Raw genomic sequence first — 20,828 nt, forward strand, 5'->3', positions numbered from 1 at the left:
CCCACCAAGCCATCCCGACGGGCGGGAGCAACGAGATCCGCTTGCGCACTGCGTTCGGGGTGCACTAGCTGACCGTCCCGACGAACGGGGGACCAAGATCAGCTTTTCGCACGGGTTGACCATCAACGCCCGCAGCGGCCATCACGCCCTGCGCCGTCCGCCTGCCCCGGCAGCGTCTATAGCGGCGAGCATCTCGCTACAGGTTGAACAACTCCATCACATCGCTGCCAGGTCCTCAGCCCGGGCGCCAGGCCCGGATGAACTGCGACCGCGTACCGACCGCATATACCCCCTGAGAACCTATCCGAAACATCGCTTCTGCGGTACGTTTCGTCGGGTGAGATGCCATCTCGCCCTACGTTTCGGATAGGCTCTTAACCTACCGGTGGGAGCAGCGTCCGGTACGGGTCAGGTCATACTGGCTGGCCTGTCCTGGCGCGAAGCCAGTGCGGTCAGCAGCCACATCCTCGTCGTCCACACATCCTGTTCCGCTAACAGCCGGTGCGTCAGGTGCTCACCGTCTACCATATGCACCTTCGTGCAGGTGCGCTGCATGGTGAGGTGATCGGGGACGGTGGCCAGGTCCACTACCTGGCGAACCTGATCCGTAGCCAACAGCCACGCTTCCATGTCTTTGGAGCTGAGTCGAGGGAGACCATCAGCAGTACGCATGCCGCCACCTGGGGCAAGGGGGAATGATGCGGACAGTTCGGATGCGAAGCACGTGGCAGCGCCGTTTGGGTCAGGTGATAGGCGATGCGCGCAACGTTGCCAGAACGGCTGTCTCGCGTATTCATAAGCTATTGTTACCACATCTCATCAATGTGTGCAACAGAGCAATACCCAATCATTAGCTGGGAACTGCTTTAAACAGCATCGAAATCATGCTTTTGTGCCGTCTTGCGCATAACTGCGCTTACGCAGAAACATATCTACCTGGATATCGGCAACGAACCTTGCTGCTGCATGATTGCCAGAGGCTCTATCTTTAACCGCTCTTGAGGAACCAGATCGAAAAATTGTCGTGCCCTGTTGCGATTTTTGGTCAGGCGAGATGCTAATATAGTAACAGCAAAATGGTATGCGCTTAGCGAACCAGGAGTGGTTATGGGAAAAGGTCGTGGGCTTTCACGAGCTGAACGGCTGAATGAAATGAAACGATTGTACGTTCAGCGGGCTTTTAGTGATGCCGAAATTGCCGAACGGCTGGAGATTGATCGGACGACTGCGTATCGGGATCGGATTGCTCTGGAACAAGACTATCCGTTCGTTGAGGAGTCGCCGGGGCGTTACCGTATTGACCGCAGTCGCCTGGTGTCTGAGGTACGGCTCAATCCCCACGAAGCCCTCTTTCTCTACTTACCGGCGCGACGTTTGTTGCGTCAGACCCGATTCGCGAATGTCCATGTCGTGCAGGCGGTAGAAAAGCTGGCCGCCTGTCTTCAGCAGCCGATGACCGAACGATTGTTGCAACTCTCAACTAGGGTGCTGAAGCAGCAAAAGCAGCCGCAGCGGTTAAGTATTCTTGAGCAAATCACTATGGCCTGGCTCAATCAGCGCAAGGTGCGGATCACCTATCGGGCACTGCGCACCCGCCGACCACTGCTTCACATCATTTGCCCGTATCTGATCGAGCCTGCCCTTTGGAGCGATAGTGTGTATGTGGTTGCGTATAGCGATATTGCCCGCGATATTGTGCCGTTTAAGCTGGAACGCATCGAAGACGCTGTGACAACTCTGGAGACCTTTGAGATTCCCGATGATTTTGATGAACAGCACCTGTTGCGGCATACCTGGGGAATCTGGCTGGGCGATGAGGAGCCGGTAACGGTCAGGTTGCGTTTTATGCCCGGTGAGGTGACGCGACGGGTCCAGGAAACGGTCTGGCATCCGTCGCAACAAATCACCCTGCTTGACGATGGTGGTTGTGAGTGGCAGGCGCAGGTCACCGATTGGCGTGAGATGTTGCCCTGGGTCCGTGGTTGGGGGGCTGGCGTTGAGGTACTTGAGCCGCTGGAGTTTCGCGAGACACTTATGGGAGAGGCGCGAGCGTTAGCCGAACGGTATGGCTGGCATGTTTCCTCGGTTCCGACGCCGACCGGCTCGACGACGCTGAATGATTTCTTTAGAGGGTAAGGTATGCAACTCTATCCGTACCAGCAGCGGGTGAAAGACCTCATTCTTGCCGGAGAGAATGTTGTGCTTCAGGCGCCAACCGGAGCCGGCAAGACGCGGGCGGCGTTGGCGCCGTTTATCGAGGGATTTTTTGATCGGCCAGACACTACGCCCCGCAAATGTCTCTATGTCACGCCAATGCGGGTGCTGGCAAATCAGTTTTATGCTGAATACCGCGAGCTTGCCGCACGCTATCAGCGTCTGCACGGACGCCAGCTCGATGTGCGTATTCAAACCGGTGAGCAACCGGAAGATCGTCGTTTTGAAGGTGATCTCATTTTCTGTACGGTAGATCAGTTTCTCAGCAGTTATCTGATGATGCCGTACAGTTTGCCGTATCGCCTGGCAAATATGAATGCAGGTGCGCTTGCCGGTGCCTATCTGGTCTTTGATGAGTTCCATTTGTTTGACCCTGATGCAGCATTACCCACAATCCTCCACGTCCTGAAGCAGCTTCGCGGCCTGGCCCCGTTTATGCTGATGACGGCGACGTTTAGCAGTGCAATGTTGCAATCACTGGCGACGTTGTTGCAGCCGGCACATGTCGTGACGCTGGCGGCGGCAGAGATTGCAGCGATTAACACCCGTGGTGGTCAGCCGGCCCGGCAGCGGGTGTGGCAGGTGGCCGATCAGCGGCTGCAAGCTGCGGCAGTGCTTGCCCGTCATCAGCACACTTCGCTGGTGATTTGCAACACAGTCCGGCGGGCGCGCGAGATCTATGCTGAACTGAAACAGCAGGCGCCGCCGAAAACCGATGTCATGCTCCTCCATAGTCAGTTTTTACCCGTTGACCGTCGTCAGATCGAGGATGAGTTGCGGAGTCGACTCGGTATATCCGCTCAGCGCTGGCAGACTAATCTGATCGTGGTGGCCACACAGGTAGTCGAAGTAGGGGTTGATATTTCGGTAGAGGTGCTGCATACCGAACTGGCGCCCTCGGCCAGCCTCATTCAGCGTGCCGGACGTTGTGCACGCTATCCTGGCGATACTGGCACCGTTATCGTGTATCCGGTTGAAACATATGCCCCTTATGCGCTTATACCAGACGATCCCCTCAAGCGCGAGATGGATGCAACGCTGGTATGGCTGAAGGAACGACAGGGCGCAGTGTTTGATTTCGAACACGAACAGGAGCTGGTCAATGCCGTGAGTGCCGCTCGCGACCAAAACATTATTGCAGGTATTCAGGCTGACCGTCTCAATCGGCGTGCGTCTATTCAGGGCTGTCTTGAGGGACAGCGTGCAGGGGCGTCACGCCTTTTGGTGCGCGATGTCGATAGCCGCCTGGTACTGATCCATCCCGATCCCGATCAGCTTCTGGCTTCGCCCTACGATGCGGTTGGTCTGAATATCCCGCTCTATTCGTTACGGAGTATGGGAAAAGATTGGTTGCAGCGTCCAACTAATGCTCCCTGGCGCGTGCGCCGGCTCGATGAAAGCGAGGCCGGCGATCAGGCAGAGAGTAATCGCCCGCTGTACCGTTGGGTTGACGTTCACGATAGCAAGGAACTGGCGCAAAGTGCGATTATTGTTGTTCACCCGGCATTAGCCGGCTACTCGGCACACGAAGGCTTTTCACCGGAAACCGGTAATCTGCCGTTCATCTCGACGTTGCCGCCAGCCAGGCCATTGATCGACCGGCCACGCTCAAGCCTCTACGTTGAGACCTATGTAGAGCATATCCAGCGCGTGCTTGAGGCATTTCAGGAACTGGCCATCCCGGAACTCCGCTTTGTTGCATCTGCACTTGAATGTGCTGCCGGGTGGTCGCCTGGCAGTGCGCTGCGCGCTGCGTGGCTGGCATGCCTGTTCCACGATGTTGGCAAACTATCTAAGGGCTGGCAGCAGTGGGCGCATGCCTATCAGCAAGCCATTGGTCAGCCGGTTGCCAAAACGGTTGCGCTGGCCCATACCACGTTTGATTTCCAAAATCCCACCCATCGCCAGGCCGAACAACAGGTATCACGGAGCACGCCTCGACCACGCCATGCTGCGGAAGGAGCGCTGGCAGTTGCGCAGGTATTGGCCGGTGCGTTCAACATATCCAGCGAAAAGGAATTGGTACAGGCAATACTGACTGCGATTGCCCGTCATCATGCCCCCTTCGTTCAGGATTGTCAGGCATTTTCGTTGGTGCCGGAGGCAGGCAATCTGATTCAAAATACGCTACAATTCCTGCCAGCAGAGGTGACCCATTCGCTTAATCTCAACGCCTTATGGATGAATAGTCATCATCACCAACAATTTGCCGATTTGCTGATCAAGCCAACCGATCGCTACGGCTGGATTGCTTACACATTACTGGCTCGCGCCTTACGACGGGCCGATCAGCGTGGTACGGAAATGGGCCCTGGACAAACGCTTCCCTGAGCAGTGGAGTAGCTATGAATGCGTCAATCTATCGCAGTGAGTATTACGTTGAAAAGCGCACCGGTACTTTTGCCGATAACCTGGTTGCGTTTGGCCTGGCTTACGTTCTCGATGGGATTACCAACAGCCGGGCACGGGTAACGATTGCAGACCACGGATCACATTTTGCAGTTATCTGTGACCCGCCCTTGCGCGAAGATTTGGTGAAAAACTGCCAGTTTTTTACCGGCGCTTTTCTTTTAGTCACTGTTGATGGAAAAACCCAACAAAGGGTGATCAAGGGCACGCGGCTTTCTCTTGACGATATAGAGGCAATGGTGGGTGTGGTTGAAGATTACGAACAGGCCAAAGCTGACAACGAAACCTACTGGAAATGGCGTAAAAGTGTTGGTGGGCAGTATTTGAAGCGTAATCCGCCGGTTGAACCGCATCGCGACTGGGAACTCTTTCGGGCAATCAACCCGACAGCACTGCAGGCTGCCAATAGTGCTGCCGCAGAGTGGTTTCAGGGACGAGTTGCGTTTCCGGCTTTGCTGGAGACAGTGCTGATCTATGCCAGTACGTTGCCTAATGATCAGGAAGGTGCCGAAAAGCATTGGGCTGCGGTTTGTAAGCTGCATGGGCTGCACCATACAAAGCAGCTCAGTGCTTCACAAGTGATCAATCCTACCCAGGGCAAAGGTACGGCCAACGGTAAGGCAATCTTCGCCAAACCGGGGAATCTGAGGAATTTCTGGCTCACCGAATACCTGAAATGGGTTGGGTTGCGGTGGGCCGGATTTACCCGTTTGATCAGGGATAGCAAAGATCGCAAGATTTATGTGTTAGCGCCCAACCGGCTAGACTGGCATGATCATCACGGCATCCGCGAGGAATTTCGCCGTTTGATGGTCGGCTCTGGTGGCGCGATCCAGCTCGATGTGCTGGCTGCGCTGAATTATACCAAGGCAATACTGAATTATACCGCAGTTAAGGATGATGAGAGCCTCTTTGTCCAGATTTTTGGCAGTCATCAAGGTGTGAACAGGCTGGTCTATGGCCTTGATAGTGCCTATTACAAGAACCTCGGCCAGTCGGCGGCAGTCATGAATATTGCCCGCATTGGCTTGCCGGCCTGGGTGCAGCCGCGTGTTCGGCAAGATATTCAGCTCTATCAGAGCATGATCGATGAGCATATACGCATCGTTCGTAATCTCGACGAGAAGCGCGGTGAGGAGTATGAATTGCTCCGTCTCTACCGTGATTTTCTTTCGACCAACGAATTGACGGCACTGCTGGCATTTACCGATGCCTACTCTGGCTTTGTGATCCAGCGCGACAAACTCGCGCCTCAGTTTACCGTTCATCATCTGGAGGTTATTATGAGTTCGATTGCGCCACCCCTTAGCAAGATTACCCAATCACGCGGCTTTCGCAACCTGGCCTATGCCATTCGCATGGCAACCGTTGAGGCTCATCGGCGCAACCAGAAGCGAAATCAAGGCAAGTACGATGTGTCGTATGAAGTTCGTTACGGGCTTGGTCAGGAATTGCTACGAAAATCCGCCTATCCCAACGAGTTTATTACTGCCCTGAGCGAGTTTATTCACGATTACAATGCCGAAAATGCCCGAATGCGCGAGCGGCTTGAACGTCAGGGGCATTCCCAGCCGCGCGGGGCGCGTAGTGATGTCTCGATCAAGGATATCGATGAATTGCTGGCTCTGATGGATGAATATCGCGATCCACAGATGATTGCCAGCCTGCTGGTGGCGTATGGCTATGCCAGTACCTTCCAGCGTGATGAAACCTATACCCCCGATAGCGACGCTGAAGAGGTGACAGATTCGGTCAGTAATGATGGTGATGATGCTTCGCCTGAAGAAGAGTAGTCGTGCATATTTATGAATGGAGACATGTCTATGAAGCCAGTGTTTAGCCTGTCAATTGCTGCTCGCGCCGTCCTGAACCTGCACTCGTTGAACAACGAAGGTGGCGAAGGGAATCAGATTCAAACGCGCATGGTCAATGTCTTTGCCGATGGTCGCCTGCACAGCGTGAATGCGATCAGTGGCGATATGTTCAAGCATATTCAGTCTGAACATTTGCACCGTCTGGCTGTGCAGGCAGACTTGCCTCTCTCGATGGGTGCACGACTGTTTAATGCCAATCGGATCAACTATGATCTCGACCTCGATAAAGAGTTCTTCAATCAGTTGCAGACGGCCGAAAGCAATGCGGGTGAACTTGATCTTATTCTCCAGCGTTGTGCAGTGACCGACATGGCCGGTGCGCTGATTACCGCCGGGAATCGGTCGTTGCCGCGCAAAAGCGTGGTTGAGTTTGGGTGGGTGGTAGGCGTACCGGGCAGCGTTAAGACCGACTCCTACTTCCATGTCAAGTTTGAGAGCGAGCGTGGCGGGGGGAGTGCCGGAGTTGACGAGTCTGGTTCGATTACCGGCAAACAGACACCGTTCCATCGTCCGGCATCGTCGGGTGTGTATGCGATTGTTGTGCAAGTGGAAGCAGCACGGATTGGCTTTAACGATATTTCCCAATGCTATGCAGTAGATGCTGATCAGCGTCGGAAGCGTCTACGTGCCCTGCTAGAAAGCATTCTTTACACCTTCATCGAGCCTGCCGGAGCGATGCGCACGGCCCAAAATCCGCATATCCTTGATGTGAGTGGGGTCATGACGGTTAGTTCGAATGTCATCCCGGCCCCCTGTATCTCGCCACTGAAAGACGATTTTGTGAGCGATGTCCAGCGGGTTGCCGAGAGTCTGAATCAGCTCCACCCTGATGCGATTGAGCTGTTTTCGTTCGACTCACTGGGTGCTTTTGCCGAACAGATGAGCCAACTTATCCGGGAGGCTGAACCGTTTACCTTGCCGGCGGTGAATGGAGCATAATTATGTGGTTGATTGCTGAATATGAGGCAGTCTCACTCTTCTCGCTGCGCCCCAGTTTCACAACGGCATCCGGTGGGAAGACATTGCTGGCACCGACTCCATTTGCGATAAAGATGGCCATTTTTGATGCGTTGTGTCGTGCCCAGTCGCTAGACGTAGCCCGCTCTCATTGGCCGGCTATTGCCCGCCTGGAGGTGGCGTTGCGCCCCGCCGAACAGGCTGTCGTCTCGAATGTCTTTCAACGGGTACTTCGTCCCAGTCGGAGTGAAGCTAAACCAAACGATCCCGACTTTGAAGGCTTTTTCCAGCGCACAATCGGCTATCGCGAGTATGTTCATCTGTTTGGCGACTTCGCGATTGGTCTGGGCTGGGAAGGTTCAGATCAACGCGATTGGCTGCGTGATGCGCTGCTTCATATTACCTACCTCGGTAAGAGGGGTGGATTTGTCCAGCTTCTGAATGTGCCGGCGTACAATGAAGTCTTGCCTGCGGAGTTTGTCTCACTGACCCGACCAGAGACAAATTTTCCGCTTGATGGGACGATGCAAGTGGTAGACGATTGCGCCCCCAATCTGAGCTTTGAGAAGATCGATGTCTACAATCTGGCCAAAAAGCTGAGCAGGGGTGATCGTACAGAGCGGCACGTCGTACTGCCATATCGGCTGAAACGATCTTCTAAGTCGTTCTCGTGGTATGAGCGGGTGTGACGTGTCGGCACCTTGTGGAGTGATATTCAGGCTGGGGCAGGTTTAGAACCCGCCTCAGCCTTCACTTGCCAGCGCATCAAGCACAGCCGCCAGCTCTGTCGGACGTGGCGGAGTGAAGACAACCGATAACGGTGTAGCCCAGTTCCAGCGGATGATGCCATCAGCATCAATCACGAACACACCCGGCAAAGGCACTCCCATCGCCGATCCCATACCGTAGCGGTAAAATACACCCCATTCGGGATCACTCAAAATGGGATACGGTGCACGCAACACCTCGGCGACGTAACTGGTCATTTCGAGATCGGTGCTGCTTACCACCAGCAGGTGCGCATTGCGCTGAACGAAGAGATCATATTGCTCCCGCAACGCATCCAGTTGCGGCGCACAGTGCGGGCAGAAGAAGCGATCACTGACAATGCGGGTGAGATTGAGGACAACGGGTCGTCCACGCAGCGCACTCAGCGTGATCGTTCGACCGTATTCAACCCGATCTTCCGGCGGCCCACTGACGAATTGGGCATAGGGAAGCGTAAAATCGGGTGCTTCGCTACCAACTGCGGGCACATTGGCCGGCCCTCGCGGCTTAACAAACTCCTGCCGCCACTTGGCGGTCATGGGAATGAACGGACGCGACATACGACCTCCGTTGGGATTTGTAGTGCTCTTTTTGTAGTATACCCTGATATGTCAGAAAGCGGAAGCGTTGTCTATTGGCGTGCGGAAGCTGCGCTTTTGCACGGTTTGCCGGATCAGATTGGGCGTGGGTGTAGCAGGATGGCGCGGATGTCCCGCTTCTCTAACACGATCCTGCCATCCGTCAAGTTTCCGTACAGAATCCCTCTTGCAATTTCAGAAAAGTGTGTTACACTAAGTGGGTCAATCAACGTCGTGTGCTGCGCGACCGGCATCAGAGAACTCTCAAGCTCAGGTCAATCGGCAACGCTTCAGCGCTCGAAGCAGGTACGTTGTCGATCACCGGAGCGACTGGTCGATGGGTTTCCATTGGCAGCGGTAGTACGAGAGTTCTGTGATAGCCGGTTTTGATATGCCACGCAGGTGTGTCAAATCAAGTCTCTGTGGAGTGTGTACAATGTTGGTGAAACTGTTCGTCGGGAATTTGCCGTGGAATGTGGGCGACGCTGAGCTAGGTTCGATCTTCGAGCCGCATGGTGACGTGCAAAGCGCACGAGTGATCAATGATCGCGACACTGGTCGTTCGCGTGGTTTTGGCTTTGTCGAGATTGAAACAAATAACGTCGCTGCTGTCATCCGCGCAACCGACGGTCTTGAAGTTGGTGGTCGCAATTTACGGGTGAATGAGGCCGAAGATAAGCCGCGCAATGCACCGCGTGGTGGCTTTGGTCGCCGCTATTAAAGCGTCGCCCCTCATACTGTGATCAGGCCGGCAATCAATGGCGATTGCCGGCTTTGTGTTTTGTCAGTAGCTTGCGGTGTGGTTATTCTGAGCGCGAACGCCGCCAGTTCGTCTCCAACCTGGCACCTCTGATAGCAGAGAAATGATGACGCGCTATCCAATTATTACCCTGGTGTCGTACGTAAACGATGCGCTTCTGTAGGAGCGACGCATGCGTCGCCCCTACCTCTTCGCCTCATCAGGCTGCTCTGGAACCACGCCCTCAATGACCTACCCACAGGTATGACATCTGAACAATTCGCATCGTTGAGCAATAGTTGTAATTGATCTAACCCATGCTGAACCGTTTACACCCGCCTCCAGCGGGGGCGGGCTGGGGTGGGGGCGTTCTCCCACTGCCGATGGAGTGGATATATGCTCCTGCCCCCGACAGGGACGGGCCAGGGTGAGGGCGCGTCACACTCTCATCCGGGAACGGCGACAGCCCATAGCCATCCACGCACGTCGCGTCAGGCAAGCGATTGCTTCAACCGCTCTACCAGCTCGATATAACGCTGCATAGCATCGGCTGCTGTAACACCTTTCAACTTCGCCCACGCATCGTATTTCAGCCGTCCGGTCATATCGAGAACGCCTGGGCGGCTACCCTGGACATCACCAACGGTTGCCTGCTTGTAGAGCGCGTACAGTTGCAGAAGTGTCTCGTTATCAGGCCGGCGGGGTAGTTGCTGTACCTCTTGCGCGGCGCACTCGAACGCTGCTTGCAGATCGCTCATGGCTTTTCCTCCTCACTGTGTGCGGGTAACGCCTGTATCATACCATACTTTTAGCAACTCTATGACGCGCCGTGTCAAAAATTACTCATCGCGTAAGGCCACCGCCGGACTGGTACGACTCATCCGTAGCGCCGGCCAGATGCCGGCCAGCAGTGCCGCTACAATCGCTACTGCCAGTGCCTGGACAAACAGGGTGGGATCGAGTGTAAATTCCAGCGTCCAGCCAAACGACCGCTTGTTGATCACATACGTCAGCACCACGGCCAGTGCCAGTCCAAGAGGGGCTGCTAGCAGGCCGGCAGCCAGTCCCATCAGACCGGTTTGCCCCAGCACTACTCCCCAAAGCTGGCCGGGTGTTAAGCCAATTGCTCGCAATACACCCAGTTCGCGCGTGCGTTCAAGTTGTAAGGCCATCAATGCGCTCAGGATACCGATGAATGCCACGATGGTGGCCAGCAATTGCAGTACAGAGGTGATGGCAAAGGTTCGATCAAACACAATGAGCGTCCCTTCGCGCAATGCCCGACTCGAATTGACAATGATCGTCCCGTAGGCAGCGCTGATTGCCCGCACCCGCTCCATCACGGCATCAACCTCATAGCCTTCTCGCACATAAATCGCCAGTGAGGAGAGGGCTGTGTCGTCCCACAGTTGGCGATACGTTACTTCGTTGATACGGACAACGCCGCGATCTGACGTGTAGTCGTAGTAGACTCCGGCAATCGGGAGTTCGCGCAGGCCGCGATCAGTGCGTACTGTTAAGGTGTCTCCAACCCCCAGGCCGCTACGAAACGCCAGCGGTTCAGAAATCAACACGGCGCCATTTTCCCAGGCCGTCCAGGTTGCTGCATCGCCACCCTGTTGAAAACGCAAGGTCCGGCGGCCACGCTCGGTTGTGCTCCCCACGGCTACAAGGGTCGTTGGCCCGGTGGGCAGATCGATCTGCACGCTGCGGAATGTTGTGATCGCCTCGACCTCTGGTAGTGAAGCCAGCGCAGCAGGTAAAGCCGGATCAATCGTGGTGTCAATTCGATTGGCCACGTTGCTCGGCGGCGACAGGTAAATATCGGCGATCAGGCTCTGCTCAAGCCAGTTGATAACGGTCTGGCGAAAGCTGCCGATCATAATGCCTACACCAATGGTGACCGAGACGGCAACCATCAGTGCAGCCACTGCTACCGCCGTTCGTGAGAGGCTATTGACGACATCACGGGCTGCCATGTTGCCCAGCATCCCCGCTGCTCGCCCAAGGATCGGTCGTAAAACCGCCATCAGTGCCATCAGGATGAGTGGTGTGAGTAGTGCAGCTCCAATCACGATGGCAAACAGACCGCCAAAAGCGATGTAGAGGCCGCTCGTATCGGCTGTGGCAGGTATGAGGAAAAGTCCCCCTCCCAGTAGCAGAAGACCGACGCCACCTCCGGCCAGGCGAGGGATCGCTCGCCGAATCCGTTCTTCAAGGCTCGAACGACGCAGCACAGTGCGCGGCGGTGTGTACATTGCTTCCAGCGTGGGGGCCAGCGCTGCCAGCAGGGTAGCGGTGATCCCCAGGGCAGTACCCTTGATTAGCACTAACGGCTCGATAGCCAGATCGCGCACTGTGACCACGAAATAAAGATCATTGATCGTTTGGGTAACCAGACCAACCAGTCCCCGACCCAGCACGACTCCCAATACCAGCCCACCGGCAACACCCACCAGACTGATGATGAATGCCTCTATCAACACCATGCCGGCCAACTGGCCCCGGCTGACCCCTACACAACGGAGCGTCCCCCACAAACCGCGTCGCTGTACAACACTAAAGGTCATGGTGTTGTAAATGAGGAACATGCCCACAATCAGCGCCAGCAGACTCAGGGCAGTCAGATTTAACTCGAACGCTGCTGTCATCTGCTGCAAGGTGCCGGCTCGCGCTGCCACGGGTTGGACGGTTACGCCAGCCGGTAATTGTGCGGTAAGGGCGGCCAGATCAAATGCTTCAGGCACAATCAGGTCAATTCGACTCAAGCGACCGGTGTTGTCGAGCAGCTCTTGCGCACTCGCAATATCGACAATGACCAGTCCAGCCAGTGACCGCCGGCTCAAATCGTCCGCCGGATCGAGGACTCCGACGATCCGTAATGCCGTCTGACGAGCGCCTATCTGAACCGGCAACTGATCGCCCGGCTGAAGACCGGCCTGTTCACTTGTTGTGCGGGCCAACAGAGCAGCACCTGGTTCTACCAGCAGTGCTGCCAGATCAACCGCACCATTGCCGGCTAGATAGGGGCGGAACGGCGCTTCAGCAAAAGGATCGACGCCAAAGAGCTGATACACCCCAGGGCCGAGCGCAGGTGCCGTCAGGTAGCCTTCGACGACGGGGGCAGCCGCCAGGGTGGGAAACTGGCGGCGAATAGTGGGGTAGACTATTTCGGGTAGCCCTGTTGGACCACCAACGATCTGATGTGTTGCCTGCCCGGCTACCGTATCACCGGCCAGTTGAAAAGCCCGTCGGGCACTGGCATTGGCGAGATCAATGGCAACAACGACAGCAACTCCCAATGCAACCCCGATAATGCAGAGCAACATCTGCCAGGGATGCTGCCTGATCCAGCGGAGCGAACTGTGTACAAGCATACGACTCATCATTCTAGCGCGGCACCTCGATGCGATTGAGGAGGCGATTGATAGCTATATCAGGGTTTAGTCCTTCAATTTCAGCTTCTGGACGCAGGATGATTCGATGACGCAAGATCGGGCGGGCCAGTAACTTTACGTCATCGGGCATGACATAATTGCGATCCTGAATGGCAGCTAGGGTTTTGGCAGCCAGCAACATCGCAACACCGGCCCGTAACGAGGCGCTGACCATCAGTTCGGGACTGTTGCGGGTTGCCTGTATCATCGACACGATGTAGTTGATGATACCCTGCTCGACCTGCACCTGCGCGATTTCAGCCCAACATGTGGTGAGCGTTTCGGGGCTTACAATTGGGCGTAACCCACTGGCCGTCAATTGATAAGCATCGAAACCGAGATGGTAACGACGTAATACTTCAGTTTCGACATCCCGTGAGGCATGGCTAATCACAATTTTGAACAGAAACCGGTCGAGTTGGGCTTCTGGTAACGGATACGTGCCATCATACTCAATCGGATTTTGGGTGGCGATCACAAAAAAAGGTTCCGGCAATGGTAAACGCTGCCCTTCAATCGTGACTTGCCGCTCTTCCATGGCCTAACAGAGCACTTTGGGTCTTCGCCGGCTCCCGATTGATCTCATCACCCAGTAATATCTGGGTAAATATCGGTCCGCGATAGAGGTGAAATTCGCCACTTTTCATATCGAAAACCTGTGTCCCAATCTCACATCTGCCGGCATCAGATCAGGCGTAAACTGAATGCGCCGAAAGTCAGCCTGGATCATTTGCGCCAATGTTTTGGCCACGAGGGTCTTGGCCGTGCCAGGCGGGCCTTCAAGCAAGACATGATCACCACTTAACAGGGCCGTTAATAACAGAGTAAGATTTTCCTCTTGCCCGACCAGTGTTTTGCGGGCTTCGTTGAGCAGCGCAGAGGCTAATTGTGCAGTTTGCATTGGTGAGTCTCCGTAAATTATCCTACAGGTATGGTACCACGGTTTATCTGGAAATCAGGAGTGGAAAGCGTTTCGTGGCCCGGTGGTTGCATATACAGAGGAGTAGGGGCACGGTATGCCTTGCCCCTACTGGCAATTCATCCCTCTGTGTCTCTTTGATGCACATCCCCTCATCCCTCTGTGGTGCACACCTGCCCCCACGCTCAACCATTGATAATGAAGGCGATGCTGATCACCAAAAAGATGGATAGCAGGGCAATGATACTGAGACAGACAATTCGCTCCCAATGCAGAAACCGCCAGTCGGGTGGAATGTTATGCTCGAAGCCGTATATCGCAAGACGTTCTCCAGTCCCTTGTTTACCGAGATCTAACGTCACTTCAGTCAGGGGAATGAAATGAATCTGCAACTCGGCCAACACGATACGGCTATCGTTGTTGAGGTCTTTTTGCCGTTGTTCTAAAATCTCTTTGATCTCAGTGATCTCAAACCATTCTTTCGGGATGCGCTCCACCCGCTTCTTATAAACCAGTTCGGCTTTACAGGTGCGGCGCAACCACATTTCATCAACATCAGGCAAGTCAGTGTGGGCCTGATCTTCCACAGGCCAGCGCGACCACTCAATAAGTTTGCGCTGGATGACGCGAGTGAAACTGTCACAGCGCTTACAGGGTAATGAACCGCGTCCCTGACATTCCGGGCATGGGACAACACGTTGACGGGTAACCGATGATGAATCCGCAGTATTCCCTGTTGTTGTCGCGGCCTGGTCGGTCACTGTCACCCGTCGACTACCCTTGCACATCGCGCAGATATGCACTCCGTGTCCTTTACAAGACGGACAGGTGACAACCCGTTCGGAACCCGGCACGATCACCCGCCCGCCAGGATGTTTCTGAAAATCTTTTGGTGGCGATAGCTCGACCTGCCAGCGTTCGAGTTCACGTTGTGGCGGAATCTGTTTCTGCTGCGAATCAGGCTCCTCTTCTGTTCCGGCATCCAGGCGCTGTTCAATAAGCAGGCGCAGTTGGAAGAAGAAGACATTATGGTGCTTCGTATCCTGAATCTGAGCAATTCGGCCAAGGTGAGGTTGATAAAAACGTTGCCTCTTCGCCCATTGATCGAGCAGACGTTTAATCGTCGTTTCATCAAGCTGACGGGCGCGCACTAACGCCCGTTCGAGCGGTTCACGGAATAATGATCCACTTAAGGCCAGTTCCACTTCGTTCGGCTCGATGAGTACAATGTTCCTACGACGGGTTGCTGTCTGATCGGCTTTAACCGTCTCACCGCTCTGGATTTGCGTGACACTTAAATGACGCTGCATCACCGCGACAAAATCAATGGCCGCTGCGCCGGCACTCGTGTAGCGATGAGCAGGTTCAAATGCCAGCATAACGCGAATGATGCGATCAATCTCACTGGGGAGCTTCACCCCGGTATCGGCCAGGGTCCTGATGCGAAAGAAAGGATCGAGTGAACTCCCTGGCTGCGGCATTTCGTACCACGGCTTCTCACCGGTCAGCATGAGAAAGAGGATTACCCCCAGGCTGAAAATGTCAGACAGATGGGTGGCATTTGTTGCCGAATGCATACATTCCGGCGCGATGAAGCCCGGCGTTCCCATCGTCACATTCGTCGATGTCAACGACTGATCGGGGTTGCGTGCAATCCCAAAGTCAATCAAATAAGCTTTATGGTTCTCTGTATCAATCAGGATATTACCCGGCGAAAGATCGCGATGGATGATGTCGAGGCTATGTGCGTAATCGAGGGCATCGGCTATCTGCTGAAAATATGCCATCACCTGATCAGGCGGTAAGCGCTGATCGTGGCCCTTGATCAGATCGCGCAACGAGCTACCGGGGATATATTCAAAGACTGCGTAGTGAAACGGATTTTGAATGCCGTAATCGAGCAAGCGCGAGATATGGGGATGCCGGAGACGAGCAGCAATTTGCGCCTCCTGCTCGAAACGCTTAATGCGTGCCGCCTCCTGGTTCAACAGCACCTTCAGCGCAACCTTGTGCTCTTTAATCTGACGGTGATGGGCGCGGAAGACACGGCTCGACTCGCCGCGCCCAATTTGCTGCTCGACCTCGTAGTGACCGTAGAAACGCGGCAGGCTGGGTACCGAAGCAGGATTAGTCGTCATATCCATGTGGATGCATGCGGTGCCATTCCCAGGCCGATGCGATGATCGACTCCAGATCAGGAAATCGTGGTTGCCAGCCCAGCTCAGCCCGAATTGTCTCAGAGGATGCCACCAGTACTGCCGGATCGCCTGGTCGACGTGGGCCTACGACTGCCGGGATCGGGTGACCGGTAACTTTGCGCGCCGTTTCAATGACTTCGCGCACCGTAAATCCCTGTCCATTTCCCAGATTATAGCGTCGCTCGCCCAGCCGATCAATCGCCTCCATCGCCAGAATATGCGCACTTGCCAGATCGAGCACATGGATATAATCGCGAACACACGTGCCATCGCGCGTTGGGTAATTATCACCAAAAATAGTGACGTGTGGGCGTTGACCGAGGGCTACCTGCAACACGATTGGGATCAAATGGGTTTCAGGGTCGTGATCCTCACCTCGTTCGGGCGTATCGCCACAGGCATTAAAGTAACGTAAACAGGCGTAGTGCATCCCGTAAATACGCGCCATCCAGTGCAGCATCCGCTCAATAAAGAACTTTGACTCACCGTAGGGTGAACCGGGCACAATCCGTTCATGTTCAGCAATCGGAATCCGCTCCGGCTGGTCAAACAGATTGGCCGTGGACGAGAGAATAAAGCGACGCACTCCGGCAGCAATCGCAACTTCGAGCAGATTGCCGGCATTAGTCACATTGTCACGTAAATAAAGCATGGGTTTTTCCATGCTTTCGCCAACTAGCGTATAAGAAGCAAAATGCATAATGCCGTCAATACCTGGGTACGCCGCAAATATCTCGCTCAGCTCCTGCCGATTGGCGAGATCGGCCTCGATAAAGGTGGCCTCTGGCGGTACTGCGGCACGATGACCCTGATACAGATTATCGACAACAATCACCTCGTGCCCGGCACGTAGAAGCTCGGCGCTGGTAATGCTGCCGATATAGCCGGCGCCACCGGTAACTAAAATTCTCATACGGAGTGTCTCCCTTGTTAGTCAGGCTTCAGCATCGGTATTGGACTCAGGTGTTGCCGTGGTTGTATCGGCTGGCGGTTCAGAGTGGTGGTTGGTCGGTGCGGGGCCACGCACATTGTAGAGCACTTGAATCGCGCGTTGCGCCAGGCAAACGAACGAACGGTGAAGTGGTGTGCCGCCGCTGATCGGAAAGATCGTCACATTGCGGAGCGGAATAAAATCATCGGTCAACCCACTCAGTATCTCATCCAGAGCGATGTCTGGGCGCTTATATATCTCGGCGCGCACGGCAAACTCAGTCGTGAAAAACATGACCTGCTGAGTTTCCCGTGGCAGAGCCAGCGGATGGTAATCAGGTGGCGGTTCAGGTTCGGCCAGGACTGCTACCAGCAACGCATCTCCCCAGGCGACTAATGCATGTTGTACCCGCTGCGCCTGTTGCGGTCGCCAGAGCGGGGCAATACTGACGTCGTGCAGACTCACAAACCGACTAAGCCTATTATTGAGCGCATCGCTGACTCTACGGTATATCGGAAGTGTGTAACTACCAGTACAGAGCAGCGTTGGCGTGAAGATCTCAACGGTAAAGGTAAAGCCATCATTCATGCTGCCTCCTGTACTACGGCCAGCGTCTGCCAGAATTCGGGATAACTTACCGCAGCCGCAGCCGGTTCAAGAATCGTTGTCTCACCACGAGCTACCATTGCGGCAATTGCCCAGGCCATTGCCAGCCGGTGGTCATGAAAACTATTGAGTGTGGTACCCTGGAGTCGCCCCGGCTGCCCGACGATCACCATACCATCAGCGGTTGGTTCAACGACTGCGCCCATTGCACTCAGGCCGGCAGCCACCGTCGCGATGCGGTCGGTTTCTTTGGCCCGTAGCTCCTGCGCATCACGAATCACTGTTTCACCAGTTGCACAGGCCGCAGCAACTGCCAGCACGGGAATTTCATCGATTAAGCGCGGAATCAACGTACCCGCAATCGTTGTGCCGCGCAGTGATGAAGAACGCACAACAACATCGCCGACCGGTTCACTTCCTTCCAGTCGTTCATTCATGACTGTAAGGTCAGCCCCCATCGCTTGCAAAACCTCTATCGCTCCAATCCGGGTCGGATTCAGGCAAACGCCGGGCGTCACCAGTTCAGCATCGGGATGGATGGCAGCCGCTACCCACCAGAAGGCTGCTGATGAGGGATCGCCGGGGACACGCAGCGAGAGCGCAGTGGGGGCAGTTGCCTCTGATGGTGGCTGGAGCGTGATCTGATCCGCAGTAACGGTAATCTCCAGCCCCATCGCTGCCAGCATACGTTCGGTATGATCACGCGAGTCGATGCGTCCGGTCAGGGTCAAGGGTTGGTCAGCATTCAACGCTGCCAGTAACAATGCCGACTTCACCTGTGCTGAAGCAATTGACAACTCATAATGACCGCCACGCAGTCGGTTACCTCGAATCGCCAGTGGGGCCCGATCACCATCGTCACGACCATCGATCTGCGCACCCATTGCCCGCAACGGAACGACGATTCGGCGTTGTGGCCGTGAACGCAATGAGGCATCGCCGGTCAAAACACTGAAAAACGGATGGCCCGCCAGCAATCCGGCCAGCAGGCGCAGGGTGGTGCCGGAATTTCCACAATCAAGCACGTCAGCCGGTTCTCGTAAACCACCTAACCCGACACCATGGACGATCAACTCGCGTTCGGCGGGTTGTTCTACCGCCACGCCTAATGCCCGGATACACGCAACCGTCGAGAGACAATCAGCGCCAGGCAGGAAATGGGTGATGTGGGAATTGCCCGTAGCGATAGCATTGAACAACACTGATCGATGGGAAATCGACTTATCGCCCGGTACCTCGATTACACCACGCAATCGCTTAGGGGCGGTTAGCGTTATACCTTTCATTACGTGATACCACTCCGGTCTGACAACTCATGCTTGTTTCTCAAGTTCAGGCGCTACAATTAGCTTATAACCAAAACCGCGCTGGGTAATCAGATACCTTGGTTTTGACGGATCTGGCTCAATGCGCTGTCGCAAGCGATAGACAAGTGCATCAATGGCATTGTAATCAAAGATCGCGTAATCCCATACCTGATTAGCGATCTCCTCCTTACTGACAACTTCGCCTTGCCGGCGATAGAGCAACGCCAGTAACTGAAACTCTTTCACGGTGAGCGGCGGTGATAACAGCTCACCGCGAATATAGACCGACTTTGTTGGTTCATCCACCCGGATTTCAGCTCGTACCGCTCGTAAAAGTTTTGGATCAAGGGTTCCCTTCATCGTTGCTGCCGGATCGTTAAAAATAATAACGGTATCGGCAATCATAATTTGATCGGAGTGATGCAGGCTGCGCGTGCCGATCAATCGTTCCTGGTTAAGAAATGTGCCGTTGGTACTATCAAGATCACGGATAAAAAAACCTTCGTCAGTCCGTTCAAATCGTGCGTGGCGTCGGGATGCGAGTGGGTGATCGATAATGATGTCATTGGCACCATCACGACCAACGGTAATGACCGGTTGATCCCACACTATTTCGCGGTAATCGCCGTTACTTCGCTTGACGATCAATTGGGGGGCGGGAGCGGATTGCATCGTTCACCAGCCTCCAGAGCTTTGAATGCGTGAATGCGATATGGTACAATCGATTTAACCTTGCTGATTATACCATGGCATTTTCGCTTGTGGCAGACATGATTGCACACGACAGCGATAGTAGGTGATGGGAGATACTGGTGGCTGGTAAAAGCGAACAGCGAATCGGTCGCTACGAATTGATCGAAGAGCTTGGCCGCGGCGGCATGGCACGAGTGTATCGCGCCCGTGATACACAACTTCAACGGATCGTTGCCCTGAAAGTGCTGGCCGCGCAACTAAGCATGGACGCAGAATTCATCAAGCGCTTTGAGCGCGAGGCTCGCACAGCAGCCAATCTGCGCCATCCTCACATCGTAACGGTTTACGACATTGGTGAGGATCAGGGACTACACTACATTGCAATGGAGTATATTGATGGCCGACCGTTGCACGCGATTCTCGAGCAGTACGGTTCACTTGGCCTGAAATATGCTATTGCTATTCTTGAACCAATCGCACTTGCCCTCGATTATGCTCACCAGGTCGGTGCCGTTCATCGTGATGTCAAGCCGCACAATATTTTGATCGACCGTAATGGGCGGGTGGTATTAACCGATTTCGGTATTGCGCAAACGCCCGAAGCTGATGAACAACGATTGACGCGCACCGGTGTGTTTATGGGCACACCGGAGTATATCTCACCTGAACAGGCTGAAGCCCGGCGGGTTGATGGTCGTAGTGATCTCTACTCATTAGCGGTAGTTGCGTATGAGATCATTGCCGGTCGTGTACCGTTTAGTGGTGCCACGCCTCAATTGATCGTTGCCCATGCTCAGTTACCACCGCCACCTATCACTTCATTTGCCCCTGATTTACCGACCGACCTTGATTTGGTGCTGACGCGGGCGTTGGCTAAGCGTCCAGAACGACGGTTTCAGACCGGTGCGGCGTTTATTGCTGCTCTGCGTGATATCGCGGAACGCAATGGGGTTGTGCCGGCACCAACTGTCGAACTGGTGGCGCTGTTTAATCCTTCGTTGCCAACTGCTCCTGGCCTGATACAACATTCGTCAGTCCCCAAACCCGTCTCGCCATCATTACCATCCGCAACCCCCGCGGTCAGTAGACCACCGAAACAACCGGACTTGTCGGTGGCTCATCACAATCATCCGGCAACACCGGAGCCACCGGCATCAGCGGTACCACGACGCCATGAGCCGGAACCTGGGGTCGCCGA

18 protein-coding genes and 1 pseudogene are annotated in these 20,828 nt (G+C 54.9%); 7 read left to right on the forward strand and 12 right to left on the reverse strand.

All coding sequences use genetic code 11. The features are described from left to right. Positions 1-408: 408 nt before the first annotated feature. Positions 409-672 (reverse strand): hypothetical protein, encoded by a 264-nt coding sequence (locus VAE55_RS10805; RefSeq protein ID WP_322815793.1) that lies wholly within the window; start codon positions 670-672, stop codon positions 409-411. Positions 673-1,107: 435 nt separating this feature from the next. Here VAE55_RS10805 and VAE55_RS10810 point away from each other — a divergent pair, with 435 nt between their 5' ends. From VAE55_RS10810 to VAE55_RS10830, 5 genes are read left to right on the forward strand one after another with little or no spacing between them, the layout of a single operon-like run. Then, positions 1,108-2,136, forward strand: coding sequence for a WYL domain-containing protein (locus VAE55_RS10810; RefSeq protein WP_322815794.1), 1,029 nt, complete (start codon positions 1,108-1,110; stop codon positions 2,134-2,136). Positions 2,137-2,139: 3 nt separating this feature from the next. Then, positions 2,140-4,545 (forward strand): CRISPR-associated helicase Cas3', encoded by a 2,406-nt coding sequence (cas3, locus tag VAE55_RS10815; protein ID WP_322815795.1) that lies wholly within the window; start codon positions 2,140-2,142, stop codon positions 4,543-4,545. A 14-nt stretch (positions 4,546-4,559) separates the two neighbouring features. After that, complete coding sequence (locus tag VAE55_RS10820; protein WP_322815796.1) at positions 4,560-6,416, forward strand: hypothetical protein; 1,857 nt, start codon at positions 4,560-4,562, stop codon at positions 6,414-6,416. Positions 6,417-6,446: 30 nt separating this feature from the next. Continuing rightward, positions 6,447-7,436, forward strand: a complete 990-nt coding sequence (locus VAE55_RS10825; RefSeq protein WP_322815797.1) for a DevR family CRISPR-associated autoregulator — start codon at positions 6,447-6,449, stop codon at positions 7,434-7,436. A gap of 2 nt (positions 7,437-7,438) precedes the next feature. Beyond that, positions 7,439-8,143, forward strand: coding sequence for a hypothetical protein (locus tag VAE55_RS10830; RefSeq protein WP_322815798.1), 705 nt, complete (start codon positions 7,439-7,441; stop codon positions 8,141-8,143). A gap of 54 nt (positions 8,144-8,197) precedes the next feature. Here VAE55_RS10830 and VAE55_RS10835 read toward each other — a convergent pair whose 3' ends face one another. Continuing rightward, positions 8,198-8,782, reverse strand: coding sequence for a peroxiredoxin family protein (locus tag VAE55_RS10835; RefSeq protein ID WP_322815799.1), 585 nt, complete (start codon positions 8,780-8,782; stop codon positions 8,198-8,200). Between the two features lie 454 nt (positions 8,783-9,236). Between VAE55_RS10835 and VAE55_RS10840 the strand changes: the two genes are divergently transcribed. Continuing rightward, entirely contained in the window at positions 9,237-9,521 is a 285-nt protein-coding gene (locus tag VAE55_RS10840) for an RNA-binding protein (RefSeq protein ID WP_322815800.1), read from the forward strand. 509 nt (positions 9,522-10,030) lie between these two features. On the opposite strand, the gene VAE55_RS10845 is transcribed toward VAE55_RS10840, so the two are convergent. The 10 genes and pseudogenes from VAE55_RS10845 to VAE55_RS10890 all read right to left on the reverse strand — a co-directional run bounded on the left by VAE55_RS10845 (position 10,031) and on the right by VAE55_RS10890 (position 19,609). Further along, positions 10,031-10,297, reverse strand: coding sequence for an acyl-CoA-binding protein (locus VAE55_RS10845; protein ID WP_322815801.1), 267 nt, complete (start codon positions 10,295-10,297; stop codon positions 10,031-10,033). A gap of 81 nt (positions 10,298-10,378) precedes the next feature. Beyond that, positions 10,379-12,925 (reverse strand): FtsX-like permease family protein, encoded by a 2,547-nt coding sequence (locus VAE55_RS10850; RefSeq protein WP_416181191.1) that lies wholly within the window; start codon positions 12,923-12,925, stop codon positions 10,379-10,381. A gap of 4 nt (positions 12,926-12,929) precedes the next feature. Further along, entirely contained in the window at positions 12,930-13,184 is a 255-nt protein-coding gene (locus VAE55_RS10855) for a hypothetical protein (protein ID WP_322815810.1), read from the reverse strand. Between the two features lie 252 nt (positions 13,185-13,436). After that, positions 13,437-13,623 (reverse strand): annotated as a pseudogene (locus VAE55_RS10860) (AAA family ATPase); the annotation flags it as partial. Continuing rightward, on the reverse strand, positions 13,620-13,877 hold the full coding sequence (locus VAE55_RS10865; protein WP_322815803.1) for an AAA family ATPase: 258 nt from the start codon (positions 13,875-13,877) through the stop codon (positions 13,620-13,622). The pseudogene VAE55_RS10860 and the gene VAE55_RS10865, both read right to left, overlap by 4 nt. Before the next feature lie 203 nt (positions 13,878-14,080). Continuing rightward, positions 14,081-16,033 (reverse strand): protein kinase domain-containing protein, encoded by a 1,953-nt coding sequence (locus VAE55_RS10870; protein ID WP_322815804.1) that lies wholly within the window; start codon positions 16,031-16,033, stop codon positions 14,081-14,083. Then, positions 16,023-17,006 (reverse strand): UDP-glucose 4-epimerase GalE, encoded by a 984-nt coding sequence (gene galE / locus VAE55_RS10875; protein WP_322815805.1) that lies wholly within the window; start codon positions 17,004-17,006, stop codon positions 16,023-16,025. The genes VAE55_RS10870 and galE overlap by 11 nt, the downstream gene beginning before the upstream one ends. 21 nt (positions 17,007-17,027) lie before the next feature. Beyond that, on the reverse strand, positions 17,028-17,612 hold the full coding sequence (locus VAE55_RS10880; protein ID WP_322815806.1) for a hypothetical protein: 585 nt from the start codon (positions 17,610-17,612) through the stop codon (positions 17,028-17,030). Further along, entirely contained in the window at positions 17,609-18,916 is a 1,308-nt protein-coding gene (gene aroA, locus VAE55_RS10885; RefSeq protein ID WP_322815807.1) for a 3-phosphoshikimate 1-carboxyvinyltransferase, read from the reverse strand. The genes VAE55_RS10880 and aroA overlap by 4 nt, the downstream gene beginning before the upstream one ends. A 27-nt stretch (positions 18,917-18,943) precedes the next feature. Beyond that, the gene (locus VAE55_RS10890; RefSeq protein WP_322815808.1) at positions 18,944-19,609 is read right to left on the reverse strand and encodes a winged helix-turn-helix domain-containing protein; all 666 of its coding nucleotides are present in this window, start codon (positions 19,607-19,609) and stop codon (positions 18,944-18,946) included. Between the two features lie 140 nt (positions 19,610-19,749). On the opposite strand from VAE55_RS10890, the gene VAE55_RS10895 reads away from it, so the two are divergent. Then, positions 19,750-20,828, forward strand: a 1,079-nt coding sequence (locus VAE55_RS10895; protein ID WP_322815809.1) for a serine/threonine-protein kinase, incomplete at its 3' end; no start/stop codon positions are given.

Source organism: Chloroflexus sp. (assembly GCF_034432675.1).
Taxonomy (GTDB): domain Bacteria; phylum Chloroflexota; class Chloroflexia; order Chloroflexales; family Chloroflexaceae; genus Chloroflexus.

What these genes read in the sequence shown, in the direction of transcription:
- VAE55_RS10865 (WP_322815803.1), bottom strand. Translation starts at nt 13,877, where the DNA reads ATGCAAACTGCACAATTAGCCTCTGCGCTGCTCAACGAAGCCCGCAAA.
- VAE55_RS10830 (WP_322815798.1), top strand. Translation starts at nt 7,439, where the DNA reads ATGTGGTTGATTGCTGAATATGAGGCAGTCTCACTCTTCTCGCTGCGC.
- VAE55_RS10805 (WP_322815793.1), bottom strand. Translation starts at nt 672, where the DNA reads ATGCGTACTGCTGATGGTCTCCCTCGACTCAGCTCCAAAGACATGGAA.
- VAE55_RS10850 (WP_416181191.1), bottom strand. Translation starts at nt 12,925, where the DNA reads ATGAGTCGTATGCTTGTACACAGTTCGCTCCGCTGGATCAGGCAGCAT.
- VAE55_RS10810 (WP_322815794.1), top strand. Translation starts at nt 1,108, where the DNA reads ATGGGAAAAGGTCGTGGGCTTTCACGAGCTGAACGGCTGAATGAAATG.
- aroA (WP_322815807.1), bottom strand. Translation starts at nt 18,916, where the DNA reads ATGAAAGGTATAACGCTAACCGCCCCTAAGCGATTGCGTGGTGTAATC.
- VAE55_RS10880 (WP_322815806.1), bottom strand. Translation starts at nt 17,612, where the DNA reads ATGAATGATGGCTTTACCTTTACCGTTGAGATCTTCACGCCAACGCTG.
- galE (WP_322815805.1), bottom strand. Translation starts at nt 17,006, where the DNA reads ATGAGAATTTTAGTTACCGGTGGCGCCGGCTATATCGGCAGCATTACC.
- VAE55_RS10855 (WP_322815810.1), bottom strand. Translation starts at nt 13,184, where the DNA reads ATGATACAGGCAACCCGCAACAGTCCCGAACTGATGGTCAGCGCCTCG.
- VAE55_RS10870 (WP_322815804.1), bottom strand. Translation starts at nt 16,033, where the DNA reads ATGACGACTAATCCTGCTTCGGTACCCAGCCTGCCGCGTTTCTACGGT.
- VAE55_RS10840 (WP_322815800.1), top strand. Translation starts at nt 9,237, where the DNA reads ATGTTGGTGAAACTGTTCGTCGGGAATTTGCCGTGGAATGTGGGCGAC.
- VAE55_RS10835 (WP_322815799.1), bottom strand. Translation starts at nt 8,782, where the DNA reads ATGTCGCGTCCGTTCATTCCCATGACCGCCAAGTGGCGGCAGGAGTTT.
- VAE55_RS10825 (WP_322815797.1), top strand. Translation starts at nt 6,447, where the DNA reads ATGAAGCCAGTGTTTAGCCTGTCAATTGCTGCTCGCGCCGTCCTGAAC.
- VAE55_RS10890 (WP_322815808.1), bottom strand. Translation starts at nt 19,609, where the DNA reads ATGCAATCCGCTCCCGCCCCCCAATTGATCGTCAAGCGAAGTAACGGC.
- VAE55_RS10820 (WP_322815796.1), top strand. Translation starts at nt 4,560, where the DNA reads ATGAATGCGTCAATCTATCGCAGTGAGTATTACGTTGAAAAGCGCACC.
- VAE55_RS10845 (WP_322815801.1), bottom strand. Translation starts at nt 10,297, where the DNA reads ATGAGCGATCTGCAAGCAGCGTTCGAGTGCGCCGCGCAAGAGGTACAG.
- cas3 (WP_322815795.1), top strand. Translation starts at nt 2,140, where the DNA reads ATGCAACTCTATCCGTACCAGCAGCGGGTGAAAGACCTCATTCTTGCC.